Origin of the sequence: Chitinophaga sp. RCC_12 (assembly GCF_041360695.1) — a bacterium.
Lineage (GTDB): Bacteria > Bacteroidota > Bacteroidia > Chitinophagales > Chitinophagaceae > Chitinophaga.
This window is the reverse complement of sequence record NZ_JBFUPS010000001.1, coordinates 501,445-525,393: the sequence shown is the minus strand read 5'-3', so window position 1 is coordinate 525,393 and position 23,949 is coordinate 501,445. Positions and strand designations below refer to the sequence as shown.

Below are 23,949 nucleotides of genomic sequence, written 5' to 3'. Positions count from 1 at the left end.
TTTGATCACTGTCTGCCAGCGCACATACGCCGTTCGATATTGAACAATAATTTATATAAGAATTTACAAGTTTTGTTCACAATCAATAGTTTATAAATTTGGCGCACAAATAGCAATTGTTGATCAACCAGTTAGCAATAATCTAATGAGATATCTTATCGTCCTGACATTTTGCACTATTTTATTTGCCGGCAAGGCCTCAGGTCAGTCGGCTGAAGTTTCGCCGGTGAATGCTGCTATTACCAATAGCATCGACAGCCTCGTACAAACGCTGATCACCAATAAGCAAACAGCGGGCTTTATGCTGGGCATAGAAAATGATCACCAGCAGCCTTTTATAAAAGCATACGGCATTGCGGACCTTGCCACCGGAAAACCAGTGAACGTAGCGAGTGAATTCCGCATTGCATCGATCACTAAACCGTTTACGGCCGTTGCATTGATGACCCTTGTTGAACAAGGTAAAATAGGTTTGTACGATAAGCTCTCAAAGTATTTCAAAGATTACCCGAAAGGTGATAGTATCACCATTTACCAACTACTGTCACATACATCCGGTATTCCGAACTGGTGGGAAGGCGAAACGCCCGCCAATACGCCAGCTAACTTTCCTATGTGTAAAAATCCGCACTTGTACCTGCAGGCAATGAAGAAACCATTTCTTTTCGAGCCTGGCACAAAACATTCCTATTCCAATTCGGGATATGTGCTACTCGGAGAAATCATTGAGCTGGTGAGCGGGCTTCCCTATATGGATTATCTAAAGGCACATGTATTAAGCAAAGCAGGAATGCACCAAACCTTATGGGACGAGGGCCATGACCTGGACGATACCTGGGCAAAGGGTTATCAGAAAATAAATGATACCACCTTTAAGGAACCGACCAACTATACAATGCCATATACGGCAGGCTCACTCCGAAGTACTTCTGCTGATCTGATCAAATTCCTGGATGCGCTTTATAGCGGGAAGATCATCAAAAAGAGCAGCCTTCAAAAAATGACAACGTATGCCCTTACAAGTAGTGGCAAACCTGTTGATGAGGCCATGTTCTTTCCCAATAACTTTGTGCCGCCGCCACCGCCTGCTTACCTGAAACGATATGGTTACGGCCTTGGATTTACATTGACTGAGATATATGGTACGCCTATCGTTTGGCATACCGGCGGTATTGCAGGTTTTAATTCGATTATGTTGTACATCCCGAAAAGCAAAACGAAAATCATCCTGTTGGCAAATACTGAAAATGGCGTAATCCCAATATGGGAACAGTTGCAGCAATTGATGGTAAGGTATCAGTAAATAAGCGAGGGTATCGTTTTGTCGTATGGAGCCGGTCTATACTCATGACTGCTTCCGCATGCTTTGCCTGATCTTTTCCCTATGTTGTCCTCCCCAGGCACTTAGTTCGCCTATCAGGTTTTTTAAAGTCCGGCTATAGTCAGTCGCTTCATAAACAATGCTAACCGGCGTGGTCGGATATACATTACGTCTGACAAAGTCGTTCAATTCCAGGTCTTTTAGCTCCTTAGCCAGTATCCTGGAAGAAATACCGGGAATTTCATGCTGAATTTCATTGAAGCGTTTTGATGATTGCACCAGGCAAAGAATCAAAGCCAGCTTCCATTTCCCATTGATAACAGATAGTGCATCAAGGACGTTTTTGAGCGATCCTGCACATGCGTCGTTGTCCGGAAGGGGTTCATTTATAATCATCTCCATGGATACAAATGTAATTACATTACCTAAATGTAACCGCTTCCCTTTGGGTAAGTAGCCTCTTTTGACCACCTGGTAAACATAATTTTGCCATTGATAATCCGAACGAAAGAATTGTTTCACCGTTAACATAAAAAGATATCGGTGGTTAATGAATTTAAAGTTGATAATTATTAAACAGGTAAATTTTTATGAAACGTATCCTTCATTTAATATCAAGTCTACAAGAGAATGGATCGCACAGCATTCAGCTGGGTCGCGCTATCGTCGAAAAAATTCAGGAAAAGTATCCGGGCAGTATACCTGAAGAAGTAAACCTGGTCAATATCGAAATTCCACATCTTACGCCTGCTGTCCTTCGCACATTCTTTATTCCCGGAGAGCAGCTGACAGAACAAGAAAAAGAATCCGTCCGTTTTTCTGATGAGATGGTTAAACAATTATTGGCTGCAGACATCATTGTGATTGGTGCACCGCTTTATAACTTCACTATTCATACCGCGTTAAAGGCCTGGATTGATCATATAACGAGGGCAGGAATCACTTTTGGGTATGGTGAAAATGGTCCTGTTGGAAAGGTTGCAGGAAAAAAAGTGTATGTCGCAATGTCTTCCGGAGGCATTTATTCAGAGGGGCCTGGCAAAGCCAACGACTTTGTAGCTCCTTATCTGAGTGCTTTTCTTGGCTTTTTAGGCATGACAGATCTGACGGTATTCCGGGCTGAAGGATTAAAAGTACCGGGAGTGAAGGAGCAAGCCATGCAGAAAGCAATTGACAGCATAGCAATTGATTAAAATCTTCTTTTAATAACAGGTAGCTAATTTATTGTCGGCTGGAAAAATAAGCCGTATCACATCTTCCAAAACGATATTTGCATTTGAAAAGAATAGCAGGAAAGAAAATTGTTTGATAATAATGGCTTATTTTTCAGGACGAAAAAGAATTTATGAAGAAGATAGGATTTTTATCGTTTGGGCATTGGTCTAACCACCCTGCCTATAAGACCCGTACAGCGAGTGACACGTTACTTCAATCTATTGATTTGGCTGTTGCTGCAGAGGAAATTGGTTTAGATGGCGCCTATTTTCGTGTGCATCATTTTGCAGCGCAGCTGGCATCACCCTTTCCGTTGCTTTCGGCTATCGGCGCCAAAACCAGCAAAATAGAGATAGGAACGGGTGTAATTGATATGCGGTATGAAAACCCACTGTATATGGTGGAAGATGCCGGCGCGGCGGATTTAATCTCGGAGGGGCGACTACAATTGGGTATCAGCAGGGGTTCACCGGAACAGGTAATAGATGGGTGGCGCTATTTTGGATATGAACTGGCCGAAGGAGAAACTGACGCAGATATGGGGCGCCGTAAAGCGTTGGAATTCCTGGATAAATTAAAAGGTGTTGGATTTGCCCGGCCTAATCCGAACCCGATGTTTCCGAATCCGCCGGGCTTGCTGCGCCTGGAGCCACACTCGGAAGGATTGCGGGAACGTATTTGGTGGGGAGCCGCTTCTAATGCTACTGCTGTTTGGGCCGCCGAAAACGGCATGTACCTTCAAAGTTCTACCTTGAAGTACGATGAAAGCGGCAAGCCTTTCCATATACAACAGGCCGAGCAGATCAGGCTGTACAAAGATGCCTGGAAAAAAGCCGGGCACCAGCGCGAACCGCGGGTTTCGGTGAGCCGGTCTATTTTCGCATTGGTAAACGATCAGGATCGCTATTTCTTTGGACAGGAAACCAACCGGGTTGATAAAATAGGAATGATTGAACCGGAGAAGCGCGCCATTTTCGGAAGAAGTTATGCCGCGGAGCCGGATCAACTCATAAAGGAGTTGGCGGAGGATGAAGCGATTCAGGAGGCAGATACGATTCTGTTGACAATACCCAATACATTGGGAGTTGATTACAATGTGCATGTACTGTCCTCTATTTTAAAGCATGTGGCCCCTGGATTGGGGTGGCGTTAAATTTTAATCGACGGAGAATACCGGGAGTGTCTGCCAGATACTCCCGGTATATATCATCCTTCGGCATCCAGTAACTCGCTTTGCCTGTCCTTTACCAGCTGTGAGTGCTTCAAGCCCCATTCATCCATCACTACCAGAACAGGAAGAATACTTTCGCCGAAAGCCGTCAATTTATATTCCGATTTTTTAGGATAAACTTTTTCCGAACACTTTTCAACAACACCATAAAAAAGTAATTCGGCTATTTGCATTTCGATAACCCGTAGTGATGCTTCCCCTATATACCTATTGATGTCAGCAGGCCGGTTGATGCCCTTGCTGATCGCATCTAAAATGCAACATTTCCATTTACCACCAAACACCTTACCCGCGATCCGTAATCCGCAGTCCAAATCTTCCTCTATCTTTTTTGTATACATAAGTTTTGTGTTTCGAGTTACAAATTTACGCGCTTAACCGCTTAAAAAGGAGGTCATGTATACCGAATCTTTTTTCGGTTATTGTTTAGAAAACGTTTGTCAGGGAAATTTGTCATAAAGATAAAACGTTTAAAATGAATAGGAATAAAAATACATCCACAGCAGACAGGACTTTTCAACTCAATAAAACAGATTTTTTGCCGCTGCTGATTTTCGCTGCTATATTTTTTATGACCTGGTTGTTTATGCATGGAGTTGACCATTTTTTAGCATTAACCCCCGAAGCATTAGGAAAATATTATGATTTCAAATGGATAATCATTGCGCATATTACCGCAGGTGGAGGTACATTGATTTTTGGGATAATACAATTTTGGAAAAAACTCAGAACATTCAGTTGGAAACTGCACCGTATTGTCGGTTTCATATATCTGTTGGCAGTATTGGTGAGTAGTACCTGTGCCTTAATATTAGCATTTACTACAACGTACGAGGTAAGTTGGGCAGTTGCATTTACCTTGCAAATTTGGGCAGGGGTGTGGTTATCCGCTACCATCATAGCTTATTACATGGCAGTAAAAAAACGGTTTAAGCTGCATCACGAGTGGATGGTAAGAAGCTATATCATTACCCTCGGGTTTCTGATATCAGGATTTGCCTTGAAAATCCATTTCATACAAGAGCTCGGAAAAACAGAAGACATACAAAGCCCACTATTTTGGATGGGCTGGTCGGTACCTTTGTTCATTTATGAAATTATAAAAAGCAGCAAAACAAGCCATTAATAATTTATTTTTTAAGACCGGTTTTTGCCACTTCTGAGCCCACGAAATTTTCTTTTTATCTGAATAATTTATTAGTTTAGCGTATAAAGTTCTGATAACCCATTGCAATGACTAAGTTCCCATCGTTGCAAACGCCAGCTATTCCATTGGCTGGTGTCATTACAAATCAGTAACCCTGACTTGAAACCTCATATAATAATCATTTAAACATTTCCCTCTTATGCAACCCGGAAACAACGACACGCTTTCGACCTCTCTTTTTTTTGAACAGCTGCGGCAGCTGACCCGGCATGAAGTTAAAAGTTTCGATCCATTATCAGAAGACCATGTTGAGGTAGTTTTGACGGAATATTTTAGGATAAACCCCTATCACATGCCTTTAAGAAGCCGGTTTTTGAAGTGGTTCAAGCAGTATGAAAAAACGAGCCCCAGATGCCACGAAGATCTGGCTTATGTCCCGATTTATTTTTTCCCGACGAGCAGGAATTATGATAAATTATTTTTAAATTTCGTGTTAACCGTAACACTGATTGATATAGATGATACATCCCAGGACGACAGGACTTTCATGACAGATTTCGCTATCAATTGTCTTGAGACACTAAACCCTGATCCCAGCCTGCCCGTAAGTGTTCTCGAATTTATAAAGACGATGATCCGGTTTCTATCCGGGGTAGATGATTACGTAAAGGACCGTTACCTGGAGATCATGGTTGATTTCTTCAAAGGGTGCCAGGTGGAACATGCGATCGACCGGTGGTCATTACCCTACGATCAATACCTCGAGAACAGAAGGGACGTGATCCTTTTGAGGATGTATACATATGCACTATGGATAGTGGAGGACAGGTTTGGGCGTAAGGAATTCGATTTGACATTCAATATACTGCGCGATATTGATGAATGGGGCGTATTAATGAATGATCATCTTTCTGTCTGGAAAGAAATAGAAGATGAAGATCCGGGAAACTGGATTATTATAAGGTGCCGGAGAACCGGGGAAGCATTCAAAGAGGTGTATACAGCGCAATTTGGGCAAACGCTGGACAAAACATATGATTTAATCAATAAGCTTCATACAATCGACCTGGTACATCGTACGGATATCGGGAAAAACCTGCTCCATTTCGTTGCCGGGATATATATATGGAACAAGTACAGCAAACGGTATCAGGTCAGATACAGTTAAGCTTATTCAATAAAAGAACTTAAGTATGAACCACAAAGAAAGAATGCTGGCAGGCCTGCCTTACAAGGCATGGATGGATGGACTGGCAGAAGAGCAGCTGGAGAATAAAATGAAGATCTATCACTTCAATCAATGCCCGCCGCATGAAACCAAAAAAATAGAACAATACATCAGGAGTATTTTTGGAAAGGCAGGTAAAAACGTATTGGTGCTGGCTCCATTTCACTGTGACTATGGTAAGCATATTGAAGTAGGGGATAACTTTGTAGCCAACTATAACTGCGTGATCCTGGATGTGGCAAAAGTGCGTATTGGCGATAACGTTATGTTTGGTCCCAATGTTTCCCTGTTCACTGCAGGACATCCTGTACATCCCGATTCAAGAAACTCCGGTTATGAATATGGAATCGGTATCACGATTGGCAACAACGTGTGGATTGGCGGGCATACGGTCGTAAATCCCGGTGTTAATATCGGCAACAATGCGGTAATAGGATCGGGTAGCGTTGTTACCAAAGATATTCCCGATAACGTTGTTGCAGTGGGAAACCCCTGCCGGGTGGTGCGCACCATTACAGAAGAAGACAGGCACTTTTATTATAAAGACAGGAAATTTGATGTGGAGGATTATTGATGGAGAGCTGCCGGCCGCCTGGAAAAAACAGGTGGCCGGCAGGAATATGATCAATAGCTTATTTTGTAATGATTTCTATCTTCCCTCCCTGTTTAAACAGGTCGTGCGGCACAAAGTATCCTTTGTGCTCCCTGCCATTTACTTTAATGGCAGTTAAGTTCCGGCCTTTGCCCGGTTTGGAGATAGTCAGCAACTTGCCGTTGCTGGTTCTCCATTTTACTTCATCAAACAGCGGAACGGTAACAAGGTATTCCGGATCGGTAGCAGAAAAAGTATAAAGTCCTAATGCACTGAATACGTACCACGACGACATTTCACCGGCATCATCCATTCCACAAAGCGCAAGCCCCTCATCGCCGATGCCGTATAAAGTATTTAAAATAGTGTCGATGATTTTTTGCGATTTTTCCGGTTTCCCGATAAAATAGTATGCAAAAGGTGCTTCATGATCGGGCTGATTGCCGTGGCAGTACTGGCCTATCATCGTTTCCACATTTCTTGCAATGTAACTGGGGTTCCAGGGCACGGTAAACAGGGAATCCAGTTTGGATTCAAATCCTTTGGCGCCGCCATACAGGGCTATCAGGCCGGGCATATCATGTGGTGCAAAGAAAGACACCTGCCATGCGTTGGCCTCGCGGTACATGTATTCATAGTAAGGGTACTGTGGATTGAAATTTTTAATCCATTCTCCGTTCTCCAGTTTCCCCCTCATAAAGCGGGTAGACGGATCAAACATGTTTTTGTAGTTCTTAGACCTTGCCATCAGCATGTTGTAGTTAGCCGTGTCGCCAAGTTTTTTTGCAATCTGCGCTACTGAGTAGTCGTCGTAGGAGTACTCCAGCGTTTTGGATACGCCTGCTTTTCCTTTCGTTTCTACGTGCGGGTTAGTTACATCAGGATCGCTGATGAATCCCTTTTCCATATATTCTTTGATGTACGGCCGCGCTCCGCCTTCAACGGTGGCGTTTTTCAGCAGTATCTGGTAGGCGCCTTTGATATCGAAATCATCGATGCCTCTCAGGTAAGCCCCTGCAATAGAGGAGGAGCCGTGATCGCCATGAAAAAACGTAGGTATAAACCCGGTTTTATCTCCCACATCTTTCATAGATTTAATAACATCCAGCGTTACCTGCGGGGAAATAAGCCCCAGCAGTACATCTTTATTCCGGTAAGTGTCCCACAATGAAGGCTCGGTATAATAGTTGAAATCAGCTTTGGCCACCTGGTGTTTTGCATCGGTATACTGACCGTTTACATCGCTGCGCAGGGCGGGCCACAGAAAGGAGCGGTACAGGCAGGAGTATAACATTTCCTTTTGTTTGGTGGTGCCGCCTTTTACCTGGATAGACGATAGGAGCGTTTCCCACTTTTGGGTAGCTTCTTTCCGGATATCATCATAAGATTTGTGGCCGATTTCTTTCTCCAGATTTTCCTTAGCGTTCTCCGTACTTACAAACGATATTCCTATTTTCAGTTCCACCGGACCTGTGCTACCGTTGGCTAAATGAACCAGGGCAAAGCCATTGCTTTTGCCTTCGTCTTTCTTTTCCAGTTGCTCAATATTGGTGTTGAGGACCGCATAGAAGTAAATCCTGCCGCCTGCCTGTTGGTAGCCCTGCAACGCGGAAGCGCCTACCTGCTCAATGTTCCAGCCATTCACCTTATTGTTGGCCCTGGCAAGGTCAAAAAGGATTTGCCGGTTCGTGTTATTTTTATATTCATACCGGTGATATCCGCATCTCAGGGTGGAAGTAAGACTTACGTTCACATTATAATCGTCCAGGTACACCTGGTAGAATCCCGGTGCTGCACTTTCTTTTTTATGGGAGAAGTGGGAGCCGAATTTTTCACCGGGATTTGAAACCGGCAGCACAGGAATATTACAGAGGTTCCAGTGTCCTTTATTGGTGTGGGTAAAGCCGTAAATCACGGAGTCTTCATACTCATAGCCCGCGCCGGATCCATATTCTGTCATAGGACTCAACTGCACCATTGCGTTGGGCAAAGAGCTGCCGGGGAAGGTGAGTCCGGCCCATGATCTCCAGCCATCCGGCAATTTATAGCCAAGGATTTTAGGGTCCGTCATGGGCGCAGTGCCGATGAAAGTATTTACGTATTTTGTATAGGTTTGACTGCTACCTGTAACGGAAGTAAAAAGTATTAACAGTAAGCTGCTTAAATGATGGATCGTTTGTTTTCTCATTCGGATGTGTTTATTATTATTGTTCGCCGGTGTACCTGATATCAAAGAAGCTGAATGCAGCATTTTCATCCGGGGTGCCCTGGAAATTCAGCCCCGGCCGCGGACTGCGATCCCACGGTGGGAGAAATCCAATAGGGTATGCTTTTTTACCCGGTGTAAGCTCTTCCCAGTTTGCCTGTTGTTTCCAATAAACCTTACAGGTAAAATCTGGGAGCATGGCCATTTTCAGGTATACCGGCTTACCGGTATCCGTGATTTTTTGTTCGCCCAGTACATTTCTTTTTCCATCCTTCACTACCCAGAACTCCACTTTATCCTGGCGAACAGCAATGCCAACGGCGGCAGATACATCTCCATAAATAATTAATCCTTTGCCGGCCTTATTACTATTCAATACGGCGGTACTGATTTCATAAGCGGCTGCATAAGGTCTGAGGGTGAGCGCTATGCCGGCCGGATGGTCGCTGTTGTATAACCCCGACAGCTGCAATTGCGCCCCTGTTTGCCGGAATACCGGCTTCATATTTCTAAAATCCCACTGCCAGAAAATTTTCCCCGTTGGTTTGGCAAAGTTATAATGAAGATGAATGTTCTCTTTGCTTTTCGGTTCTACCGGAACGGGCTTCAGCTCCGGCCACTGGTTTGGTTTCCACGACAATGCAGCAATTAATGCTTCTCTGCCGGTAAACACATTGCTCGCTTTGTTATAGGCATGGTAGATATAGAAGTCGTTGCCGGCGGTATCCTTTACAAAGGTGCCATGTCCGGGGCATTTCCAGGTGCCATTGTCAGACAGCACAGGATTGTTGGTATCTTCTTCATACGGTCCGGTGATAGCGGTTGCCCGGGCTACATTCACCAGGTAGCTGCAGGATACGCCACAACAGTTGCCTGCGGAGTAAAAGAGGTAATAGTAGTTACCTTTTTTTATAATGCTTTGTCCTTCCATGCCTGAACGGACATTATCTTTTAACAGGGTGAAGGGATTACCCGTGAGGGAAAGCCCGTCGTCGGAGAGTTTACTTCCGAGGATCTCAATTGGTCTGTCGTCCAGGCCATAGGCTTTCCAGGTAATATATAACTGGCCGTTGTCGTTGTACACAAATGCGTCAATCGCCTCTTTACCGTATTCGATGATGATACCATGATCTTTGAAGCCATGATCGGGGTATGCGGAGGTGGCCACACCTATGCAGGAAACGCCATCCGTTTTTCTTTTAGCCGTATAATAAACGTAATAGGTATTGTGATGATAGAAGAATTCGGGCGCCCAGAAGGACGAGGAGGTCCAGGAGGGAGCTTTGTCAAATAAGAAACCTGTCTGTTCCCATTGCTGCAGGTTATTTGACCGGAAGATGGGAAAATGCGGCCCCCATTCGCTGGAGGTGCCGATAGCATAAAAGCTGTTGCCCTTCCGGATAATGGAAGGATCTGCAAAGTCGCCCGGGATGTTTGCCCGCACCTGCTGGGCCATTGACGGGCGAACACCCGCCAGAAGGATGGAAATAGCCAGTGCAAGAAGTTTAAATCTCATCTGTATGATTATTTATGGATAGCCGGGTAAGGTGGATTGGAAACCCGGTGGGAACAAAAATAGAAGGTTATATGGATGTTTTTTCGTTAAAACATCTCATTCCTTCCTTGTAAAGTCTCATTGTGAGGTCAAAACTTATCCTGGTTATGCCTGAAAACGGCCGGATAGTTAAAAAAAACGTGTGAGTATTTCAAACCAGGCGGCAGTGGTCAAAAAGCCCACCAGGATGCTGATACCGATAATTAAGTTTATCACCCTCGTGTTCAGCCTGAACTGTTCGGCTATTACGCCGGAGGTGACCAATGTAGGCATCGCTGCCTCAAAAATACTGATCCGGGCGATGTCGCTCCGTTCTTTAAACAACAGGGCTGCCACCAGGACCAGCGCAGGCGCCAGCAAAAGCTTGTACAACAGCACCACCGATACCTGGGAAATCTCTTTTCTCCAGCCATTAAATTTTAACTGGAGGCCGATGGAAAATAATGCCAGCGGCGCTACGGTGGCCGCCAGTTTGTCGAAGAACGGCTCCGCTACAGAAAGGTCGGTTAACCTGCTGAGTAAAAGCGCCAGCACGCAACCCAGGAACGGAGGAAAGGTCAGGAGCTTTTTAATTAGAAAGCGGGCGCTCACGGAGGCATTATTGGCGCCACCTTTCAGGGCAGTAATAATACCAAAGGTAGATAAGATCAGGAACGTCATCTGGTCACAAATGATAGCGATGCTTATAAATTGCTCGCCAAAATAGGCGATAATCAACGGAAAGCCAATGAAGGAGGTATTACTGTATCCGCCCGCCAGTTCCAGGGTAGCACGGGTGCGTTTTGAGTATTGTTTGTGACGGCAATAGATATTCATGAAGCACCAGCTTCCAGCTACCACCACCACGGCGCTTACCACTGGCAGGATCATGGCGGGCGACCAGGTTACCTTGGGCAGGTATTTGAAAGATACCGCGGGTAAGGCGATGTATAATATCCAGGTGTTGATTCCTTTGTGCGCATCCGGATGAATGATGCGGGCAGCCTTCATGATCATACCAGCCGTGATACAGACTGCTATCATTATAAAATTCATCATAATACCAGCAAAGCTAGTGATCAGGAAGAAGGGTTAATTGTACTTTCTGGTAGTACCATGGTACTTTTTTGCAGCCGGTTTAAACGCCTTTTGCTCTGAAGGCAGCGGGCGTAACGTGGGTATTCTTTTTAAAAAAGCGGTTAAAATAGGAAGGATCTGCAAAACCAAGATTATAACTGATCTCTTTAATAGTAAGCGGGGAAGATGCCAGCAGGATTTTACTTTCCGTGAGAAGTCTTTCCTGCAGCAGGTCGTGGACGGTATAGCCTAATTTGGTTTTTACTATCCGGTTGAGATTCCGGGATTGCAGGTTCAGGGCGTCTGCATAAAAAGAAACCGGCTTTCCTTTTTTAAAATGTTCTTCAATTAGCAGGGTGAGGCTACGTATCAGCTGTTTGGAGCTGTTTTTATTTTTAAGTTCCAGCGTATGCTTTTGTTCGTGCTGTTTATTTCCTGCCAGCAGCAACAGGGATACAAAGTGAATAAGCATATTAAAGTTTTTCGGCGACTTTAACAGCTCTTTTTGAATCATTGCGGTGATATGTTCATAAAGTACCGCGGTGTCTTCATCCAGGTCCACAAAGGGTTCGTGGCCCCCTTGCTGCATCATGCCGTTTAATTCTTCCTGCGGATGAAAACGGGTGAACAGCTTATAGATCGGTTCATCAAAGATCACCATCCAGCCGTCGCGTTCAAAATCATTCATTTTATGCACCTGCCCGGGATGAAAGAAAAACACCCTGTTGGTCAGCATCTGGTGTTCCTGCCCGTCGATCATTTGGGTACCATGTCCTTTGGTGATCCACATGATCATGTAATGATCGTGCCGGTGCGCTACCGTAGATAGCTCATGCACATATTGGTTCATGCTGATCAGGTGAACCGGGTTGGTTTCCAGCAATTCCTGCCGCGGAATAAAATCTTTCATAGTCCGGTTCAAATTTACAATATACCTGCATTTTTATTTGTGGTAATGATAAAAGATGCCGGTATCGAAGATGGTCCACCTGCAGGCTTTTTGCCCGCAGCTTTTCAGCCCGTTATTGGCCAGGTGTTTTGTCGCCCCAGCCAAAGGCCAGCCATTGTGCGGTGGTGTCTTTGCCGGTGGTATTGCTGAAGGGGATGCGTGTGCTCCAGTCTATTTGTGCGGTGCGCACTGGTAATACCAGGTCGGTGTGTACCCCGTTGGTGGGGATATAAATAGCGATATCCGCATCGGACACTATTTCCCTGTTGGTGCTCATGCGTGAAAGCGTATAGGCGGCCAACAGGTAAATGCTGATCAGCAGTACCAGGGCTAACAGGGAATAACCGGTAATTTTTAACATCTTCTTCAATAATATCCATTTAGTTCAGTGTTACAAATTAGCTTATTTTATTATTTTTGCCGGGAATCAGTTTTCTTAACCCTGGTTGTTGATATTGCTATGTTCCCATTTTGGAGTGACTATTATTATCTAGTTATTATTCTGCAGATTATATGTGTGGTGCATGTGCTGAAATCGGGGAGGAGCAGGGAGTGGTTATTTTTTATCCTGTTTATCCCGGTGATAGGCGTGGTGGTTTATTTTATCCGCGAAATATTGCCGGATATTACCAACGGCAGTTTCGGTGAGAACCTGTTACGTACTTTATGGCCAAACGGACGTATCCGGGAGTGGGAGAAAAGGGTACGTATATCCGATACAGTTACCAACAAAATGCAGCTGGCAGATGCTTATGCACAGCAAAAGCAATACGATAAAGCCATTGCGCTGACACAGGAGTGTGCCAACACTTTTACCAAAGATCCGGGTATTATCCTGCAACTGGCGCGGCTTCAATTTCTGAACGGGCAGTATGCGGCAAGTATTGTGAGCTTTGATAAAATGAATACTTTTAAAGGCGTGCGGATGAGCAAGGCAGAAGATGAGCTGATGTATGCGCGTGCGCTGGAGCAAACCATGGAAACCGCCAGGGCGGAAGAGGAGTACCAGAAAATAATCCGGGTGCATCATTCACTGGAGGCGATGTATTATTATGGGTTACTGCTGAAAAAGCAGGGCCGGACAGGCGAAGCCCGGGCACAATTTCAAAAAACGGGACAGGAAATTGATCTGCATCCCCGCTATGTGAGGCGAACGATCCGCAAATGGGTATGGTTATCAAAAAAAGAATTGGCTACATTATAAAGAAAAGGCTCCGGTGGATACCGGAGCCTTTGTCTTAACGCTATAAATTACGGCCCATTAGGAGAGGGCACCTTAAACACAAATCAGTTTTAAAGTACATAGTAAGCGGGTGTTTCCTCCTGCTCTTCCGGCACGTTGTCCTGTTCGTGCAACATTTGCCGGAGATCTTTTTCAATTTTCCTGGCAATGGTAGTTACCGGTGTATCTGTAGGTTTATTTTCAAACGGATCCTGCAGGTTGATCGCCATTTTTTCGATCAGCAGGAACGATGACGCAATGGCTACCACGAGTGGTATTTCCATAAAGCCGAGGACATCTATTAAGGCAAACGGCAATAACAGTATAAAGAAGATCACGGTGAAATGGGTGTAAAGACTGTAAGTAGCCGGAAACACGGTATTTTTAATACGTTCACATTTACCCATTGCGTCGCAGAGCCTGGTCAGCGTCTGGTCCAGGGCAATTTGCTGGTATTGGTTTATCCAACCCTGTTCCATTGCATGTTTCAGGTCTTTTGCATGTAAAAGCAACAAGGCAGCCGGCACATTATCATATCTCATCACATAGTTTAATTCCCTTCTTGATAATAATCTGTCTACACCTTTGAGCGGATCAGTCTTACGTAACGATTGTCCCAAACTATAGCACCATGCTGCCTGTCGCTTTACAAAGCGCTCCTGGAAAAGCGTGAGGTCGTCCGATTGATACGTAGTATCCATCAGGCTTAGTACCTGTCTTGTCAGTGAGCGTGAATCATTTACAATCGCGCCCCATATGGTTCTGGCTTCCCACCAGCGGTCGTAAGCCTGGTTGGAGCGGAATGCGAGTAATAATGACAACACCGTTCCCAGCACCATTGGTACAGCTATAGGAATAACCAGGTTGGTGAAATCATATTGGTAGTAAAGAATATTAATAGCCAGCGAATAAACGGTTACCAGCAGGATCTCTATCTTTATCTTACCAAAAACATAATTTAAGGGGATATTATTTTTCAGTAACATAACCTTGCTTTTTTATTCAGTTGCCAGCAATAGTGCTGAGATGGTAGACTTGTCTGCCACATATTTCCGTTTCTGGAGTTGAATTTTCATCTTTGGATAATTGCATTTGCTGATCAGTTTCTGCGGATCATAGCTTCTTTTGGAAGGCGCATTAAATTCATGATCGGCGGGTTGAATGATCAGGTCGATGTTTTGTGCCAGCAGAAAATTGCGTAATGCCGCACGGGTGTTGCCATGGAAGAATTCAATCTTCAGCTGGTTAATGGCAGACGAATATTTGTTACGGATTATTTCACACCCATCCTGGAAGTCGGACGAGATGAGTTCCAGGTGCCTGCTGTTGCGGGTGTAAGTCATCAGGTCAAACAAAGAGTCCGGCATTTCCAGCGCGTGCATTAATATGATGTTTACCTGCTCGCCTGGGTGTTGCGCTACAATGTTATGGACATAACTGAGTGAGCGGATAGAGAAATCTGTGGGTATGAGTATATTTTTCATATCTGGTAGCTTTTATAACAACAAAATTATTGTTGTGAAATAAGTAACCAGTAAGAGCAGCGTTAAAAGATAGTAAGAATGTGGTAAGAATTTGGTAAGAAAAGCAGCCGCTACAATGGAAGTTCAACCCTGATCTCGGTTCCGTAGTTTACACGGCTGTTTACAATGATGTCTCCCTTATGCATCCGGATAATATTCATGGCCAATGGCAGGCCGATACCATATCCTTTGAAACGGCCGGTATTAGAGGCGCGGAAGAAGGGAGAGAAGATATAGGGCAGATCTTCCCGGGGAATGCCGATGCCCTGGTCTTTCACGATAATGATATTTTTCTTTTCTGTAGCGGCGAGTGCAATAGACACCGGTTCGTTGTTGGAATATTTCACTGCGTTCATCACAATGTTGCTGAGGGCCAGTTCCAGCAGTTGTTCGTTACCGGGGATGATTAATTTTTCTTCTTCTTCGGGGAACAGGCTGTAATCTATTTCCACTTTATTACCGGGGTGCAGTTTATCGATGGTATTTTTTACGGTGAACAGCAGTTCATCACTGCGGATCTGTCCCCATTCCTGTTTCTTGCCATCAAAGCCGGTTTGGGCGAGGTGCAGCAGGCTTTTGGTGATATGTTCCAGTCGCCCTGCTTCATGAAGGATATTTTTCAGGGAGTACACATATTTATCCTGGGTACGGTCCTTATTAAGCGCCAGTTCGGCCTCACCGATAATAGCGGTGAGCGGGGTACTCAGCTCATGGGAAGCGTTGCTGACAAAATTATTTTGCGTTTCAAAGGCAGTTTCCAGCCGGTCCAGCATATTATTAAAGGTATTGGCCAGGTCGTTGATTTCATCGCCGCTGTCGTCTACATTTAGCCGCAGGTGGAGGTTGCGGGAACTGATGCTTTTTACCTGCAGCATCATGTGCCGGATGGGTTTTAGAATATACCTGGAGAAGAAAATTCCGGCGCCTACCAGGATGACGCTGGAGGCCACGGCGCAGATGATGAGGATTTTGCGCAGCCAGCCCAGGTATTCCACGCTGTATTGATTAATGGCGGATACGATCACGATATACAATCCCTGTTTGCTTTTATACAACACCCCTTCATAGAAGCGGTCGCCTTCGCGGTAGGTGGCTTTGCTTTCGCGGTGCACCTGTTCGTAGAAGGAGCTGGGGAGGGTGAGTTGTTCATCTTTATGAACGGTACCATCGCTGGCTACCTGCAGGAAATATTCTTTTTCAGCAGGCAGTTTTTCGAGGTGTTCTTCCCGGATTTCGTTATAGATCACCGAGTCGGATTCATAATAGGGCAGGGTAGCTTTTGCAGTAAGATAGGCGCGTATTTCCAGGCGTTTGTAGAAGTCTTCGAACGAGTGCTGGTTGGCAAAATAATACACCAGCCCGGTCATCACGAGGATGGTAGAAATCGTTAACCCGGCAAACAACAGCAATATCTTAGTGCGTATCTTCATCGGCCTTATTTTCTTTGATCATATAACCCAGTCCCACTACGGTATGTATCAGTTCTGTAGGGTTATATTTATTAATTTTTTTCCGGAGATAGTTAATATAAACATCCACCACTTTGGTGTTCATATTAAAGTCGATGCCCCACACCTGTTCCAGTATTTCCAGCCTGGACAGTACTTTCCTCGGATTTTTCAGCAAATATTCCAGCAGCCGGTATTCTGTGGCGGTGAGCTGAATATTTCTTCCATTCCTGCTGGCGGATTTGGTGTCGGTATCCAGTTCCAGGTCGGCCATGCTGAGTACAGCGGCGGAGGTAACGGGAACGGGTGTATCTACCGGCGCTTTTCTCCGCATAAGGCTGCGGATGCGGGCTTCCAGTTCCTGTAGTTTAAATGGCTTCACCAGGTAATCGTCGGCGCCGCTATCGAGGCCCATTACAATATTTTCTGTTGTCCCCAGGGCGGTGAGCATGAGTATGGGCACTTCCAGCTTTGCGTTGCGGAGGGAGCGGCATACTTCTATGCCGTTCATACCGGGCAGCATTACATCCAGTATAATCAGCCGGAATGATGGGTTATTGAGCGCCATTTGCAGTCCGCTGGTACCATCGGGGGCCACGCTTACTTCGTAGCCTGCTTCTGCGAGGCCGCGGGTAATAACAGATACTACAGCAGGTTCATCTTCTATCAGTAATAGTTTCATGAACAACAAATATAATTCTATTCGAGGTGGCTCACGCAATTAAACAGTTCGCAGTTCCAATTTTCGTCGGAGAACTGGAGCCTTGTGATGGAAGTATTTTTCATGGCCGGGGTAGGATGCATTTGTGGCAGGAGGGCATCCAGCATTTGCCGGATAAAGCTGCCATGACTTACCAGCAGTATTTTTTTACCGGTATTTTCGGAGAGGAGGTCCTGCATAAAGGAGAGGCCTCTTGTTACTACGGACTCATTGCTTTCCATGCCGAGGTCCATCAGTTTCCAGCTCGGACCCCAGCGGAGGATGCGTTCTTCCTCGGTAGTACCTTCAATGAGGCCGCCGCCGGCTTCCCCGATACGTTTATCTTCAATTACACTATCCAGGTTAAGCTCTTGTGCAATGATGGCCGCTGTTTGCCGGGCGCGGAGCAGGTGACTGGAATAAATGAGGTCCCAGGTTTCGCCGGCGAGCCGTTGTCCCAGTTTCAGGGCTTGCGTGATGCCTTCTTCATCCAGCGGGATGTCTGAATGGCCTTGCAATTTGCCTGCTTTATTCCAGGAAGTGGTACCGTGACGGATAATAGCGATCTGGGTCATATTGGGTCTTTTAATCATTCCGGGGGACAAATATATATAAAACGCCGCGGGGTTAATAGTTAAAATTCCCGGCGCAGGTAGAATTCAGCGGGTTTTTGTATATTAAAAGTATAATATATTTGTTCGGAGTGTCGCCCAATACTACTTTCATCCCTGGCTGTTTGTTCCTGTGATATCAACATGCCCTATAACCGGATCCAATTAATACAGTTTCCTTATTTCTTACTCAAAAATTAACATTTATGAAACACAATGTTCAGATGCTGGCTCATGCCAGTATGCAAAAAATGCAAAAAGAATATGCTGTTATGATGAGGGAGGGTGTAGCACCTTTTTCTTTATTTCAATTATTTAACCAGGAAGAATTCAGACTGGATGAATTTTGTCAGTCATTCAGGCCTCACCCTTATTCCCGTCAGCTTAAACGGGGAGCGCAGGAATTTTGCGAGCGGTATGGTATCTGGCTTGAAAATGCCGAGCATTATGTCACTTGCGCCATATACCTGTTCCCTACCGCCAATTTGTACCGCATGAATAATATTCTTAAGAACTGTACCGTAGATTTTTTTCTGAATGATACAATGGGGCGGGAGGTTTTTACCCACCTGAGTGCCAGCGAACAGGAACGCAGCAATGCTATCAGGCAACGTATCGGAAGCATGGATTATCCTTTTGAAAACGCACCGGGGGCTCATGGCGTGGAAATGGCCAACGCAGAAATGCTGCTGGATATTTATCATACTTCGCCGGCTCATTGGTTCAGGGAATTTAAAAAAATGTACAACTACCATATTGATGTAACGCACCTGGATTGCAACACTAATTCCCTGGGACATATTCCTACAGTGGAAGCGTATATTGACATGAGGGGGCATATTTCCGGGATGCATCATACCATCCAGCTGATAGAGTATAGCGACGGACAGTTTCTTGACTGGAAATGGATGGAAACAGCAGGTGTTAAAACTGATATGCAGCGCCTGCAGTATGTTACGGCTGCCATTGGCTGTTTGATGAATGATCTTTTTTCCTTTGAGAAAGAGGTGATCGACAATAGTTCAGACTCAAATCTGCTGATGATCCTGGCATTAAATGACCCCGGTCTTCCACTGGAGGAAATTATTTTAAAGGCTGCCGCCATTGTACAACAATTGCTATTGGAGTTTGCTTTACTGGTGAAGAGTGTGAGGAACAGGAGTTATCAGCAATTGCCTGCCAACTCAGAAATGGTAGATAAGCTGGATGCACATATTGCGGGTCTGGAACGATGTGTACAAGCCAGTTGGGTGTGGCAGATTCATACCAAACGTTATAAACGGCCAAATTCTATCTGGAAGGAAACGCAATTAGTGCCGGCTATTGCTGAGGCAGTTTAAACGCATTAAATTATTATTGTAATTCGCCACTGAGTGGATGCAGTTGCTGACTAAGTACTTTTATCAGAAACTTATAATCAATGGGTTTTTCAATAAAGGCACTGGCGCCAGCTGCCATCATTAGCTCGCGCGACTCTAAAAAGGCATCCCCGGTGGCGATAATAACAGGTATATGTTTCAATATTGGATCCTTTTTCAGGCTGACTAAGGTATCTTTCCCATCCATTATGTCCATATGGTAATCCATGATGATGATATCCGGTATACGTTTCCTGCTTTCCTCCAATACTTCCGCCCCGTTAGCGGTCAGACAAATAGAGCAGCCGGTTTGGGTAAGAAACCTGGATATCAGCAGGGCACTCATTTCATTATCCTCGGCAACTACTACATGAATGTCACTCAGGTCCGTCATCTCCTCTTCGTCATTGTTGTCTGGTTTGATATCATCAGATTGGCCCGGTACCAGCGGAAGCACTACTTTGAAACTGTTTATCCCGGTAGGGCTGCTTTCCGCAGTAATAATGCCATTCATGGAATTAACTTTATTCTGTACAATATAAAGCCCCAGCCCCGCACCTTCTGTATACTTTCTTTTATCTGTAATAAATGGATCGAATATCGTTTTCAATTTATCATCCGTGATGTGGTCGCCCATATTCACAATATGGATCGACCAGGTATTTTTGCTGGCTGCAATGTAACAGTTAATGGTAGTTCCTTTGTTAGAGTATTTAATGGCATTCCCTAACAAATTTGTTATAACCTGATTGAGTTTCAAGGTGTCTGCAATAATCACAGGAGGTATTTCACCGATACTGAGTTTAATCTTGATATTCCTGGTTTTTGCTATTATCCTGTTTATGTCCACTAATTTTTCAATAAATGGTTTTATTTCAAAAGCTTCGCTGTTCAGCACATCTGAATTTCCTGATTCTATTTGTGCCATATCCAGCACATCATTTACAATGTTACGGGTATGGTTGCTTGCCAGTAATAATTGATCAACCAATGGCTCTATCCCCCTGAGCTGATCATTTAATTTTATCTCCCGCTTTAATAACTGTCCCACACCAAAGATTGCATTCAGCGGCGTTCTCAGCTCATGTGACACCTGGTATACAAATATCTTTTTAAAGTGATTACTTCTCTTTAACTGTTTATTGACATCATTACTGTGAACATAAGGTTTGCTTACCACAATGATAAGTGTTAAAACACCTGCCATCGCCGAGATGCGGAAAATAAATGCCACGTCTTTCTGAAGGTGTATCGCTTCTGTAAAATGATAATGGTAATAGGTTTCCAGCAGCAGAAGAATGCCTACGGCCACCACCAGTGATATTCTTCTCGATGTTCTGTCAGGAAATATCAGGTATATAATGGAGATCAGGAAGATGATCATTGCCTGCAGTTCAATAATATTACTGAGCAATATTCCAAAGTAGATGGAGGCAAAACATTGTACCAGAAAAGTGCTGGCACCCGCCATTCTGTGATATCCCCTGTGGTTCAGGTAGATCGCCGAAATCGTGAGGATGAATTCTATGGAAGCAGGTATAAGAATAGATAATTCTCTTGTAAATACTATAAATATGGATCCTACGAGCAGAATTAAGGAGGCAAGCACCAGGCTTAGTGTATTAACAAGTATAATCCTGGATATTAATTCATCATCTGTTTGTCCCTGTGTACCTGCTCTTGTAATTGATTTTACTGCTTGTTGAATCCGTTTAATAATTTTAATAGTCATGTTAAGCATCGTAGGGTTTAAGTAAAGTTAAGCTCGGGATGACCCTAAACAACAGGGCGATAACAGTTTGTGTTGCAGGTAAAAAATCTTTTCATAGAAACCTAATGATCTTCTGAGGGTATTATCCTATTGATAATTCTTCCGGTGTCCTCTTTATGGGGTATGAACGCCGGCAACCAAAGTTATAGTATTTATTCCTAAACTTAAATTCATTTCATTTTTTTCATATCATACTCAAATAACGATTTATAAGTAATCAGTACATTTGTTATTATGGAAATGAGTATCAATCCCAACGAAGAAAAACCAGTCAAAAAGGAAGACGAAGTAAAGCCGGAACCTGTTATTCACGATGGTTCGGGAGGCGCATTTGAAGGCACGGAAATGGTAACCGAAGAGCGGGAAGAACAACCCCGCCCTAATGCGCCTACTCCTTACTGAATTACTACCGCATGCCGGTGCGGTATTAAATCCTTAAATTAGGTGTATCAAAAAAGTCATGCTTATGTTATCCTTGGAAAAAATCGGCGAATTATTAGGCAAAGAAAGCGATACCCTGTTGCAGCACGAAAGCAAAACTATCAGTAAAGACCTGCTGCATCTGCCCGGACCGGATACCGTCAATAAAATTTACCAACCTTCCAGCCGTAACCCGCAGGTATTGCGCAGTTTGGGCCAGCTGTTTCAGCACGGGCGTCTCGGAGGCACGGGCTACATGTCCATACTCCCTGTAGATCAGGGCGTGGAACACAGTGCCGGCGCTTCTTTCGCCAAATACCCGGCTTATTTTGATCCTGAAAATATTGTGAAGCTGGCTATTGAAGGCGGCTGTAATGCAGTAGCTTCTACTTTTGGCGTATTGTCGTCGGTATCGCGCAGCTATGCACACCGTATTCCTTTTATTGTCAAGCTCAATCATAACGAACTGCTTACTTATCCCAACAGGGCGGACCAGGTGATGTATGGTACCGTGGAAGAAGCCTGGAACCTCGGTGCAGTGGCCGTTGGAGCCACCATCTACTTTGGCTCTGAGCAGTCCGACCGGCAAATTGTGGAAGTGTCGCGTGCCTTTGCGAGGGCGCATGAACTGGGCATGGCTACTATTCTCTGGTGCTACCTGCGGAACGATGCGTTTAAGAAAGATGTGGATTACCACCTCTCAGCGGATCTTACCGGGCAGGCTAATCACCTCGGGGTAACTATCCAGGCGGATATTATCAAGCAGAAATTACCGGTCGTGAACGGCGGTTATAAGGCATTGAATACAGGAGCGTCTTCCTATGGTAAACTGGATGAACGTATTTATACTACACTCACGTCTGATAATCCCATTGACCTGTGCCGCTACCAGGTAGCTAATTGTTATATGGGGCGCATGGGACTGATCAATTCCGGTGGCGCTTCTGAAGGAGAAGCTGATCTGGCAGAAGCAGTACGCACCGCGGTTATTAATAAAAGGGCCGGCGGCGTAGGGCTGATCTCCGGGCGCAAAGCCTTTCAGCGCCCGATGGTGGAAGGAGCAGCGTTGCTGAATGCGATCCAGGACGTATATCTGAATGAACAGATAACGATAGCGTAGCAGTGGGAGCGGAGGAAAGTTCCTCTGCTCACCTCACCTGGCCATTGCCACGTACAAACCATTTTTCCGTTACCAGTTTTTCCAATGCAAAGGGGCCGCGTGCATGCAGTTTCTGCGTGGAGATCCCTATTTCGGCACCCAGGCCAAACACGCCTCCGTCTGTGAACCGCGTAGAGGCGTTCACGTATACGGCTGCGGCGTCTACTTCATTGAGGAAACGCTCGCTGATGGCGGTATCGCCTGAAATGATGGCTTCTGAGTGGCGCGAAGAATATTTTTGAATATGCGACAGTGCGGCATTCGTGTCGGGTACTACTTTCACGGAACACTTGAGCGAAAGGAATTCCCTGCCGAAATCTTCCGGTTGCGCCGCGAAGAGATGCGGATAATTATTCTTTTGCAGGATATCGAATGCTAACGGGTCCGCATATATGTCGACTGTATAATGCTGCAGCTGCGGCGCCAGTAATGCCAGGAAACCGGCAGCTACGGCTTCGTCCACCAGCACCGTGTCCAATGAATTGCATACCGACGGGCGGGAAACTTTAGCATTGGTAACAATGGCAGCGGCCTGTTGGAGGTCCGCGGTTTTTTCCACGTAGGTATGACATACACCAGCGCCGGTTTCAATTACCGGTACCCTGGAGTTGGTGCGGACAAATTCGATCAGTTGTTCGGATCCACGCGGTATGATGATATCGATATACTTTACGGCAGTAAGCATTTCCATCACAAAGCTGCGGTCAACAGGCAGTAGTTGCACTGCATGTTCATCTACCTCGAATTGCTTTAATACGTCCTGGATCAGCGATACCAGAATAGTGTTGGTATAAAAGGCATCGGTGCCGCCACGCAGCACGCATACGTTGCCAGAGCGGATACAGAGGGCGGCTACATCAACGGTTACATTTGGTCTCGATTCATAGATCACGCCCACTACGCCGAGCGGCACGGTTTTCTTTTGCACGAGCAGGCCGTTGTCGAGGGTTCTTTCCAGTACCAGCACATTGGCGGGATCAGGCAAGCCGGCAATATCTTCCAGGCTGGAGGCGAGATCGCGGATGCGCGCATCCGTCAGCAGCAGCCGGTCCTTTTTGGGGTCGTCGTCCGGCATGCGGTCGAGGTCTTTCTTATTTTCTGTGATAATGTCTTCCGACCGGATCAGGATCACGGATGCCAGTTTGAGCAGCAATGCCTGTTTCTGTGCATCAGGGAGGGTACGTATAGAAACGCCTGCCTGCTGCGCTTTTTCCAGTAATGGTTGTATCGTTTGCAT

General features: G+C 45.2%; 24 protein-coding genes. 10 read left to right on the top strand and 14 right to left on the bottom strand.

Annotation, left to right across the window (positions count from 1 at the left end):
* Positions 1–145 precede the first annotated feature (145 nt).
* Positions 146–1,303: a serine hydrolase domain-containing protein gene (locus tag AB6805_RS02120; protein WP_370907816.1), complete on the top strand. Its 1,158-nt coding sequence runs from the start codon at positions 146–148 to the stop codon at positions 1,301–1,303.
* A gap of 42 nt (positions 1,304–1,345) precedes the next feature.
* Here the strand turns inward: AB6805_RS02120 and AB6805_RS02115 are convergent, their stop codons facing one another.
* Entirely contained in the window at positions 1,346–1,723 is a 378-nt protein-coding gene (locus AB6805_RS02115; protein WP_370907815.1) for a winged helix-turn-helix transcriptional regulator, read from the bottom strand.
* A 188-nt stretch (positions 1,724–1,911) separates the two neighbouring features.
* Here AB6805_RS02115 and AB6805_RS02110 point away from each other — a divergent pair, with 188 nt between their 5' ends.
* Both AB6805_RS02110 and AB6805_RS02105 read left to right on the top strand, forming a co-directional pair.
* Positions 1,912–2,514 carry an FMN-dependent NADH-azoreductase gene (locus AB6805_RS02110; RefSeq protein ID WP_370907814.1) on the top strand — a complete coding sequence of 201 codons (603 nt, stop codon included), beginning with the start codon at positions 1,912–1,914 and terminating at the stop codon, positions 2,512–2,514.
* A 152-nt stretch (positions 2,515–2,666) separates the two neighbouring features.
* Complete coding sequence (locus tag AB6805_RS02105; RefSeq protein WP_370907813.1) at positions 2,667–3,689, top strand: LLM class flavin-dependent oxidoreductase; 1,023 nt, start codon at positions 2,667–2,669, stop codon at positions 3,687–3,689.
* A gap of 53 nt (positions 3,690–3,742) precedes the next feature.
* Here the strand turns inward: AB6805_RS02105 and AB6805_RS02100 are convergent, their stop codons facing one another.
* Positions 3,743–4,108, bottom strand: a complete 366-nt coding sequence (locus AB6805_RS02100; RefSeq protein ID WP_370907812.1) for a winged helix-turn-helix transcriptional regulator — start codon at positions 4,106–4,108, stop codon at positions 3,743–3,745.
* Between the two features lie 134 nt (positions 4,109–4,242).
* On the opposite strand from AB6805_RS02100, the gene AB6805_RS02095 reads away from it, so the two are divergent.
* The 3 genes from AB6805_RS02095 to AB6805_RS02085 all read left to right on the top strand — a co-directional run bounded on the left by AB6805_RS02095 (position 4,243) and on the right by AB6805_RS02085 (position 6,716).
* Positions 4,243–4,893 carry a DUF2306 domain-containing protein gene (locus tag AB6805_RS02095; RefSeq protein ID WP_370907811.1) on the top strand — a complete coding sequence of 217 codons (651 nt, stop codon included), beginning with the start codon at positions 4,243–4,245 and terminating at the stop codon, positions 4,891–4,893.
* 511 nt (positions 4,894–5,404) lie between these two features.
* Complete coding sequence (locus AB6805_RS02090) at positions 5,405–6,082, top strand: terpene synthase family protein (RefSeq protein ID WP_370907810.1); 678 nt, start codon at positions 5,405–5,407, stop codon at positions 6,080–6,082.
* A 25-nt stretch (positions 6,083–6,107) separates the two neighbouring features.
* Positions 6,108–6,716 (top strand): sugar O-acetyltransferase, encoded by a 609-nt coding sequence (locus AB6805_RS02085; RefSeq protein WP_370907809.1) that lies wholly within the window; start codon positions 6,108–6,110, stop codon positions 6,714–6,716.
* 58 nt (positions 6,717–6,774) lie between these two features.
* Here AB6805_RS02085 and AB6805_RS02080 read toward each other — a convergent pair whose 3' ends face one another.
* The 5 genes from AB6805_RS02080 to AB6805_RS02060 form a co-directional block, all read right to left on the bottom strand.
* Positions 6,775–8,922, bottom strand: coding sequence for a GH92 family glycosyl hydrolase (locus AB6805_RS02080; protein ID WP_370907808.1), 2,148 nt, complete (start codon positions 8,920–8,922; stop codon positions 6,775–6,777).
* Between the two features lie 16 nt (positions 8,923–8,938).
* A complete protein-coding gene (locus AB6805_RS02075; protein WP_370907807.1) occupies positions 8,939–10,456 on the bottom strand; it encodes a glycoside hydrolase family 43 protein in 1,518 nt (505 codons plus the stop codon).
* A 168-nt stretch (positions 10,457–10,624) separates the two neighbouring features.
* Positions 10,625–11,530, bottom strand: a complete 906-nt coding sequence (locus AB6805_RS02070) for an AEC family transporter (RefSeq protein ID WP_370908397.1) — start codon at positions 11,528–11,530, stop codon at positions 10,625–10,627.
* A gap of 82 nt (positions 11,531–11,612) precedes the next feature.
* Positions 11,613–12,461 (bottom strand): helix-turn-helix domain-containing protein, encoded by an 849-nt coding sequence (locus AB6805_RS02065; RefSeq protein ID WP_370907806.1) that lies wholly within the window; start codon positions 12,459–12,461, stop codon positions 11,613–11,615.
* A 112-nt stretch (positions 12,462–12,573) separates the two neighbouring features.
* Entirely contained in the window at positions 12,574–12,861 is a 288-nt protein-coding gene (locus AB6805_RS02060; RefSeq protein WP_370908396.1) for a DUF2459 domain-containing protein, read from the bottom strand.
* 165 nt (positions 12,862–13,026) lie between these two features.
* Between AB6805_RS02060 and AB6805_RS02055 the strand changes: the two genes are divergently transcribed.
* Positions 13,027–13,704 (top strand): tetratricopeptide repeat protein, encoded by a 678-nt coding sequence (locus AB6805_RS02055; RefSeq protein WP_370907805.1) that lies wholly within the window; start codon positions 13,027–13,029, stop codon positions 13,702–13,704.
* A gap of 89 nt (positions 13,705–13,793) precedes the next feature.
* Here AB6805_RS02055 and AB6805_RS02050 read toward each other — a convergent pair whose 3' ends face one another.
* The 5 genes from AB6805_RS02050 to AB6805_RS02030 form a co-directional block, all read right to left on the bottom strand.
* A complete protein-coding gene (locus AB6805_RS02050) occupies positions 13,794–14,708 on the bottom strand; it encodes a bestrophin family protein (protein WP_370907804.1) in 915 nt (304 codons plus the stop codon).
* A gap of 12 nt (positions 14,709–14,720) precedes the next feature.
* Positions 14,721–15,206: a hypothetical protein gene (locus AB6805_RS02045; RefSeq protein WP_370907803.1), complete on the bottom strand. Its 486-nt coding sequence runs from the start codon at positions 15,204–15,206 to the stop codon at positions 14,721–14,723.
* A gap of 110 nt (positions 15,207–15,316) precedes the next feature.
* A complete protein-coding gene (locus AB6805_RS02040; protein ID WP_370907802.1) occupies positions 15,317–16,675 on the bottom strand; it encodes a sensor histidine kinase in 1,359 nt (452 codons plus the stop codon).
* Positions 16,659–17,375, bottom strand: a complete 717-nt coding sequence (locus AB6805_RS02035; protein ID WP_370907801.1) for a response regulator transcription factor — start codon at positions 17,373–17,375, stop codon at positions 16,659–16,661. Before AB6805_RS02035 ends, AB6805_RS02040 begins: the two co-directional genes overlap by 17 nt.
* A 17-nt stretch (positions 17,376–17,392) precedes the next feature.
* Positions 17,393–17,968 (bottom strand): histidine phosphatase family protein, encoded by a 576-nt coding sequence (locus tag AB6805_RS02030; protein ID WP_370907800.1) that lies wholly within the window; start codon positions 17,966–17,968, stop codon positions 17,393–17,395.
* Positions 17,969–18,210: 242 nt separating this feature from the next.
* Here AB6805_RS02030 and AB6805_RS02025 point away from each other — a divergent pair, with 242 nt between their 5' ends.
* Positions 18,211–19,344 carry a hypothetical protein gene (locus AB6805_RS02025; RefSeq protein ID WP_370907799.1) on the top strand — a complete coding sequence of 378 codons (1,134 nt, stop codon included), beginning with the start codon at positions 18,211–18,213 and terminating at the stop codon, positions 19,342–19,344.
* A gap of 13 nt (positions 19,345–19,357) precedes the next feature.
* On the opposite strand, the gene AB6805_RS02020 is transcribed toward AB6805_RS02025, so the two are convergent.
* Positions 19,358–21,094 carry an ATP-binding protein gene (locus AB6805_RS02020; protein WP_370907798.1) on the bottom strand — a complete coding sequence of 579 codons (1,737 nt, stop codon included), beginning with the start codon at positions 21,092–21,094 and terminating at the stop codon, positions 19,358–19,360.
* A gap of 273 nt (positions 21,095–21,367) precedes the next feature.
* Between AB6805_RS02020 and AB6805_RS02015 the strand changes: the two genes are divergently transcribed.
* Both AB6805_RS02015 and AB6805_RS02010 read left to right on the top strand, forming a co-directional pair.
* On the top strand, positions 21,368–21,535 hold the full coding sequence (locus AB6805_RS02015; protein WP_370907797.1) for a hypothetical protein: 168 nt from the start codon (positions 21,368–21,370) through the stop codon (positions 21,533–21,535).
* Between the two features lie 64 nt (positions 21,536–21,599).
* Positions 21,600–22,673, top strand: a complete 1,074-nt coding sequence (locus AB6805_RS02010; RefSeq protein WP_370907796.1) for a class I fructose-bisphosphate aldolase — start codon at positions 21,600–21,602, stop codon at positions 22,671–22,673.
* A gap of 28 nt (positions 22,674–22,701) precedes the next feature.
* Here the strand turns inward: AB6805_RS02010 and AB6805_RS02005 are convergent, their stop codons facing one another.
* Complete coding sequence (locus tag AB6805_RS02005) at positions 22,702–23,949, bottom strand: glutamate-5-semialdehyde dehydrogenase (RefSeq protein WP_370907795.1); 1,248 nt, start codon at positions 23,947–23,949, stop codon at positions 22,702–22,704.

What these genes read in the sequence shown, in the direction of transcription:
- AB6805_RS02120 (WP_370907816.1), top strand. Translation starts at nt 146, where the DNA reads ATGAGATATCTTATCGTCCTGACATTTTGCACTATTTTATTTGCCGGC.
- AB6805_RS02115 (WP_370907815.1), bottom strand. Translation starts at nt 1,723, where the DNA reads ATGGAGATGATTATAAATGAACCCCTTCCGGACAACGACGCATGTGCA.
- AB6805_RS02110 (WP_370907814.1), top strand. Translation starts at nt 1,912, where the DNA reads ATGAAACGTATCCTTCATTTAATATCAAGTCTACAAGAGAATGGATCG.
- AB6805_RS02105 (WP_370907813.1), top strand. Translation starts at nt 2,667, where the DNA reads ATGAAGAAGATAGGATTTTTATCGTTTGGGCATTGGTCTAACCACCCT.
- AB6805_RS02100 (WP_370907812.1), bottom strand. Translation starts at nt 4,108, where the DNA reads ATGTATACAAAAAAGATAGAGGAAGATTTGGACTGCGGATTACGGATC.
- AB6805_RS02095 (WP_370907811.1), top strand. Translation starts at nt 4,243, where the DNA reads ATGAATAGGAATAAAAATACATCCACAGCAGACAGGACTTTTCAACTC.
- AB6805_RS02085 (WP_370907809.1), top strand. Translation starts at nt 6,108, where the DNA reads ATGAACCACAAAGAAAGAATGCTGGCAGGCCTGCCTTACAAGGCATGG.
- AB6805_RS02080 (WP_370907808.1), bottom strand. Translation starts at nt 8,922, where the DNA reads ATGAGAAAACAAACGATCCATCATTTAAGCAGCTTACTGTTAATACTT.
- AB6805_RS02075 (WP_370907807.1), bottom strand. Translation starts at nt 10,456, where the DNA reads ATGAGATTTAAACTTCTTGCACTGGCTATTTCCATCCTTCTGGCGGGT.
- AB6805_RS02070 (WP_370908397.1), bottom strand. Translation starts at nt 11,530, where the DNA reads ATGAATTTTATAATGATAGCAGTCTGTATCACGGCTGGTATGATCATG.
- AB6805_RS02065 (WP_370907806.1), bottom strand. Translation starts at nt 12,461, where the DNA reads ATGAAAGATTTTATTCCGCGGCAGGAATTGCTGGAAACCAACCCGGTT.
- AB6805_RS02060 (WP_370908396.1), bottom strand. Translation starts at nt 12,861, where the DNA reads ATGTTAAAAATTACCGGTTATTCCCTGTTAGCCCTGGTACTGCTGATC.
- AB6805_RS02050 (WP_370907804.1), bottom strand. Translation starts at nt 14,708, where the DNA reads ATGTTACTGAAAAATAATATCCCCTTAAATTATGTTTTTGGTAAGATA.
- AB6805_RS02045 (WP_370907803.1), bottom strand. Translation starts at nt 15,206, where the DNA reads ATGAAAAATATACTCATACCCACAGATTTCTCTATCCGCTCACTCAGT.
- AB6805_RS02040 (WP_370907802.1), bottom strand. Translation starts at nt 16,675, where the DNA reads ATGAAGATACGCACTAAGATATTGCTGTTGTTTGCCGGGTTAACGATT.
- AB6805_RS02035 (WP_370907801.1), bottom strand. Translation starts at nt 17,375, where the DNA reads ATGAAACTATTACTGATAGAAGATGAACCTGCTGTAGTATCTGTTATT.
- AB6805_RS02030 (WP_370907800.1), bottom strand. Translation starts at nt 17,968, where the DNA reads ATGACCCAGATCGCTATTATCCGTCACGGTACCACTTCCTGGAATAAA.
- AB6805_RS02025 (WP_370907799.1), top strand. Translation starts at nt 18,211, where the DNA reads ATGAAACACAATGTTCAGATGCTGGCTCATGCCAGTATGCAAAAAATG.
- AB6805_RS02020 (WP_370907798.1), bottom strand. Translation starts at nt 21,094, where the DNA reads ATGACTATTAAAATTATTAAACGGATTCAACAAGCAGTAAAATCAATT.
- AB6805_RS02015 (WP_370907797.1), top strand. Translation starts at nt 21,368, where the DNA reads ATGGAAATGAGTATCAATCCCAACGAAGAAAAACCAGTCAAAAAGGAA.
- AB6805_RS02010 (WP_370907796.1), top strand. Translation starts at nt 21,600, where the DNA reads ATGTTATCCTTGGAAAAAATCGGCGAATTATTAGGCAAAGAAAGCGAT.
- AB6805_RS02005 (WP_370907795.1), bottom strand. Translation starts at nt 23,949, where the DNA reads ATGCAAACGATACAACCATTACTGGAAAAAGCGCAGCAGGCAGGCGTT.